The sequence below is a fragment of the Candidatus Angelobacter sp. genome, assembly GCA_035607015.1.
Taxonomy (GTDB): Bacteria; Verrucomicrobiota; Verrucomicrobiia; order Limisphaerales; family AV2; genus AV2.
The window spans coordinates 1-4,956 of record DATNDF010000232.1; the positions used below are offsets into that span (position 1 = coordinate 1).

Consider the following 4,956-nt stretch of genomic DNA (forward strand, 5'->3'; position numbering starts at 1 on the left):
CGTTGGGGATCGACTCAATGCCAAATTGGTGGGTTACCGGCGTGTTCAAGTCAACGATGTCAATTTTCAACAAAACCACATCCGCGTCATCCTTCGCCAACTGTTCAAGGACGGGACTCAGTTTCCTGCACGGCCCGCACCACTCTGCGTAAAAATCAACGATGGTAATCTTTCCCTCGGTAAGAAGCGAAGGCAGGTCCACTTGTTGGCCACCACGGGAAACAACTCTGATTTTCTCGATCTTGGGCGCGTTCGCTTTTATTCGAGCAGCGTCGTCCGCGGCGGCTCTGGCGACCGCAGCCTTGTCTGCTGCTTCGGCTGCCGCGACAAACTGCGGATCAAGTTTTGCGAGCCGCAGCGGTTGATCCCTCTCGACCTTCAGCACGAGATTCTGATGGTCAAACTGGATCCTCCAGTCCGCGTAAAGCCAAAGCGCACCCTGCGTGGTTTGAAGCCTGCCCGTGGGTTTGCCCAACGTCGATTCCACTTCTCCAGCACCTTTACCCACGAGAGTGGCAGCGTCTGTTTTGGCCGGCTTTGAGTCGGCGCTGGATGGTTTCGGGGCACTAGCGGAGGGAGCAGGGACTTCCCCTTGCAAGCCTGGGCCGGACCGCGAAGAACTTTTCTGTGAATCGGGTTCACCATTTCCATCCGCGCCGCGAGCTGGCAACGAAATCAGCACTCCCAGGCAAATGAGCAGGAGTGGCGATTGGCCGGAAAACCGCATTGAAAGTGCCCTCTCAATCAGATTCGTGTTTTTGTTCATAAACATCAGAAACAGTGATCAGCAATAGGCATTCCATTTGCGGCGTCCGCAATCCGGCCTTCCAGACCTGATTGGCCGACAGACATGGGTGGCCGGCCGGGCGATTGGCCCCCGCTGAAACGGGGGTGATCCGTCGTTGCCCGCACCAGATTCGCGCTTGAAGAATTGATCCGCGGCTGTCACCGTGCGTCCGCAATTCGATCCCAACCAGCTATGAAAACCACATCTTTGTTTTGTGCGACGGGAGCCATCTTACTCCTCGCCGCCGCGTCCAATGCGGCCGCGGACGATCTTGAAAAGATGGCCGGGAAATGGTCGGCCAAAAAGACGACTGACGAAGGACAATCGTACACCCAGACCATTGAGATCAAAAAAGACAAACTGGTCTTCCGAATTGCAGGCAGCGACGGCGCCACCCGCCTGTATGCCACCGGCGACGTGAAGGTCGAGAAGCTTGGCCCGTTCAACATAATGAAGGTCACCAATATCAAAGCGGGCCAGAGCGAAGCCGAGATGAATCCTGTGGACGATGATCGCACGCTCATCTACCAGCTCGGCGACGACACCTGGACCATCGCATCAGACTTCGACAGGGAACGCCGAAGTCCCCCGTCGCTCGCCGTTTACAGGCGTTTGGAAAAATAGATTACTCGTCGCCAAACTGCGGGACGGATGACCGACCCTACGTGCAAGTGCCATCGACCGTGCGCCCTTCGGTTGAGGACCTCGAGGAATTGCGGCCGAACCCGATCGGACGCCCGCTGGAAACAACAGCGTCTAACCCCAGCGAAAGACTTCCTCACGGTCTGAAGATCCAACCCGCACCCGGAGAACACCATCAGCGGGACAAACTCGCATAGCGCGCCTGGACGCGTGCCTCCCGCTCCTACCCCACCCGTCCCGGCCAAACCAGATCGGCCCGAGCACGCGGAACGTCTGATGACTCCTCCTCTTCCAACTGCATTTTCGTCATCCGTCAGAGATTTCGTTCGTTCTTCGATCCGTTAACGTGAGTAGAGTCGCGTGAGCATCGGGCCTCCGATGGACGCGCACACAAATCGTACAGAATGATGTCGCGATTCCGGATTACTTTTCACTTTGGCCAATCACGATTGCCGCAAAAACGTGGGTGGCATACCTCCTGCAGACGCCAGGGAAATGACAATTACGTCCCTCAGCATACGAGCCCCGGAAGCGAAGGCGTTTCGTCGCCGAAGCTCGGTTGTCATCTGCACGCTGGCCTGTGTGCTGTTTTTCTCCGCATCGGGCCCCGCAACACTGCCGCCATTTCGTGAGGCCGTTGTGCCGGCAGCGGACGTTCCGCCTCCTCCACAGGGTCCCGACATTTCCCCCGTCTCGTTTGCCCGCGGAATCGACATTTCGCGCTCTGCCGGTGAACCCACTTTGCAGGATTTCGAGAACATCAGGCGCCAAGGCTACCGCTTCGTCATCGTCAACGGCTGGGGAGGTGTGCATCCCAACGGCCACGCCTGCGCCCAGTTGAGCCGGGCGCGAAGCGCGGGACTGCTCACCGCCGGTTATTGCTATTTGAATTTTGCTTCCGCGTTTGACGGAGGCCGCCAGATTCGCGAGGCCCTTGCCGCGTTTGGTGACGAATCCGCCCACGTCGGTTTCCTCGCGATTGATGTCGAAACCAGCTCGCGGAATCAACTCTCACCGGGGTTGCAATCGGAGCCGCCGGACGCATTTGCGCAGCAACAAGCCGCAACACGGATTGCCGAAGCGGTTCAAGAAGTGCAACGAACAGGGTTGAATGTCGTCATCTATACGAAAAAAGACGACTGGCAGCAAGTAACTGGAGATACTCAACAGTTCAGCAACCTGCCTCTCTGGCATCCGAAAACGATCGGCGGTGACGACCTCAAACAACCCGACCTGGCAAACCCCGGTTGCACTTTTGGTGGATGGACGACGCGCACGGGCAAACAGTACGCATTGGACACGGTCCTGGACAACCCGATGATCCAGGTTGATTTGAACATCTTTGACCTGAGGGTGTTTTCGGCGCGTGGTGCAAATTCCATCGAAACCGCAGGCTTGCGGGTCGCCGCGTCTGACTAGATTCGAACGCCTACAGCCGTAATCAAGTAACGGCCTGTCGCCGCAACCAATCGGGGCCTTCAACACGCCTTCAGCAATTCCGCGAGCCGGTTTGTTACGCCCGAAACGCCGTCTTTCCTGCCAGCCCTGGAAACTCAACAGGGCTGGTGCCCCCAGTCATTGTCCTTTAGCTCCTTTTCGAAAAGCGCCATTTGCTCTTCGGGCGTCAGCTCTTTTGTCGGTGCATCCGCATCGGAGGTTTTGGCACCCGTACCGGCATCTGTCGGCGTCCCGGGAACGGCGATCCCGTCACGACATTTCCCGGTCTCTTCGGGTCCCACAACCGCTTTGTTTTTTTCGGGCAATATCATTTGCTGCCTTATCGTACCACACCATTAGATCACCGCTACCGAAAACCCGGGCTGACCCGGCCTTGGTCGGTGGCCAGACGTCCGGCCATCCTGGTCACTATGGCTGGCGATGGGTGAACCAAGCGTGTCTGCTTTCTGAGAACGTGGGCTGCGTCCCGGCGTGAGCCGGGAGGCCGGGCCACAGCGGTGGGTCGTTAGCTCGAACCCTGAAAGGAAAGAAGACACACGAACTTTATCCTCCATATCGGCAGGGATGTCCACAACGACCCCATCGCCTTTTCCATCGCGTGCGGATTCCCCGGCTTCGCCTGGCCATCACGCAGAAGGAGAACGAGTCGTTGATGGAAGCGATGGCCGCGGTCAGTTGAAGGGCCACGTCGCGGCTTTTTCCCTCATCTCCTTACGGCAGCAACCGGAGCATCTCCCCACACCGGGGCGTCGCTCCCGCTGAATCCAAAATCTTTCAATCCCTCCCCGACAGATGTTTCGCCGCCCGGTCGCCCGATTCAAAACAACCCGGAAGTTTTCACACAGACGCGCGCGGTGTTAGGTGTCTCGTTTGTGTGTCGCATACGCTCGACCATCCGTAAGATATCCATGAAGGTAGTGAAAGCCTGCGATGAAATAAACCTGATTCGGTGACTTCCCCTTCGTGCCCCACTCATCCGCGAGGCGACTGCACGCCTCCAACGTCCGGCGAACGGACCAGATGCGCGGGTATCCAAGTCCGCGGCGCGGACACTGCAATTGGTGAAGCAACGGCTGAATATCTGGCGCGTCGAATGAGAACGAACGATGGGAGTGTGCGAGCGCGTTGCGGAGACTGCGAATCGTCTGCAAATCTGAGTAAACCCAATCGTGAAGCGAGCCAAGGGCGTATGCCAAGTGAATCTTCGCCCAAAAAGATGAAAGCGGACGTGTCGGCTCGAACAAGGGGCCAACCGCCCGCTTGATGACAACGCGACGACGCACAAACGAAGTGCGGAGCAACCGAGCCAACGCAACGTCGAGAACGTGGCAAGCGACAAGGATACAGCCTCGGTCGGACTCGGTGTGCATAGCATCTCCAAATTCATCGAGGTGAACTGGAAGAACGTTTTTTGGCCGTGACATGACGCGGAACGCGATGAAGACACCTAGACCTTATGGCTTGTGGAAGAATTGGCGAGCGTCTGTTTGACTTGTAGCGTTGATTGCCCCGCGGATGCGGGACCGATCCATCTGTTTAGAAGTTCCGAAGAACTGTTCATTAAACAAGAAAGGAAACAGATACTCATGAAATCAGCCCGAAATATCCTCCACCCCGGTTTGGCCGTCCATAAAGAAACCCTCGCCGTTTCACTCGCGCGCGAACCACCGCGCCGCCTGCCTCCCCCTCTTCCTCCACGACCATAATTTCCACCGACCTCACTCCCAGCTCCAGACTCACCAAAACTACGGACAACCTCTCGAGATGTACAACAGTTAGGCCGCTCAGTCTCGGTTTTCATCAATCAATCTCTCCACCAACTCGGCTCCTCCGACACTGTCCTCGCTGCCAGGAAAACGTGAGACCTCCATGTGTCCGTCCTCGAAGACATCGACCTCCACTCGCTCGCCGACCAACGTCAGAGTGACGAGCACCGTATCCTCGCGATTGCGTGAAAGCGTGAAGTGAATCTTTACGTCCTCAAGCCTCTGCAAAAGCTGGAAAAGCGGGTGTGACATGAGAGTGGCCTAGACCTTATGGCTTGTGGAAGAATTGGCGAGCGTCTGTTT

The 4,956-nt window shown here is 57.1% G+C and carries 5 protein-coding genes; 2 read left to right on the forward strand and 3 right to left on the reverse strand.

Going from position 1 to position 4,956, the window contains the following annotated elements:
- Positions 1–487: thioredoxin family protein (locus VN887_09500; protein ID HXT40246.1), on the reverse strand; the 487-nt coding region annotated here is incomplete at its 3' end.
- Between the two features lie 492 nt (positions 488–979).
- On the opposite strand from VN887_09500, the gene VN887_09505 reads away from it, so the two are divergent.
- Positions 980–1,411, forward strand: a complete 432-nt coding sequence (locus tag VN887_09505) for a hypothetical protein (protein ID HXT40247.1) — start codon at positions 980–982, stop codon at positions 1,409–1,411.
- A gap of 513 nt (positions 1,412–1,924) precedes the next feature.
- Complete coding sequence (locus tag VN887_09510; protein HXT40248.1) at positions 1,925–2,848, forward strand: GH25 family lysozyme; 924 nt, start codon at positions 1,925–1,927, stop codon at positions 2,846–2,848.
- Positions 2,849–2,982: 134 nt separating this feature from the next.
- On the opposite strand, the gene VN887_09515 is transcribed toward VN887_09510, so the two are convergent.
- Positions 2,983–3,198: a hypothetical protein gene (locus VN887_09515; protein ID HXT40249.1), complete on the reverse strand. Its 216-nt coding sequence runs from the start codon at positions 3,196–3,198 to the stop codon at positions 2,983–2,985.
- A gap of 1,473 nt (positions 3,199–4,671) precedes the next feature.
- Entirely contained in the window at positions 4,672–4,905 is a 234-nt protein-coding gene (locus VN887_09520; GenBank protein HXT40250.1) for a hypothetical protein, read from the reverse strand.
- Positions 4,906–4,956 lie beyond the last annotated feature (51 nt).

Excerpts from the sequence above, each read along its gene's own strand:
- VN887_09520 (HXT40250.1), bottom strand. The coding sequence starts at position 4,905 with ATGTCACACCCGCTTTTCCAGCTTTTGCAGAGGCTTGAGGACGTAAAG.
- VN887_09505 (HXT40247.1), top strand. The coding sequence starts at position 980 with ATGAAAACCACATCTTTGTTTTGTGCGACGGGAGCCATCTTACTCCTC.
- VN887_09515 (HXT40249.1), bottom strand. The coding sequence starts at position 3,198 with ATGATATTGCCCGAAAAAAACAAAGCGGTTGTGGGACCCGAAGAGACC.
- VN887_09510 (HXT40248.1), top strand. The coding sequence starts at position 1,925 with ATGACAATTACGTCCCTCAGCATACGAGCCCCGGAAGCGAAGGCGTTT.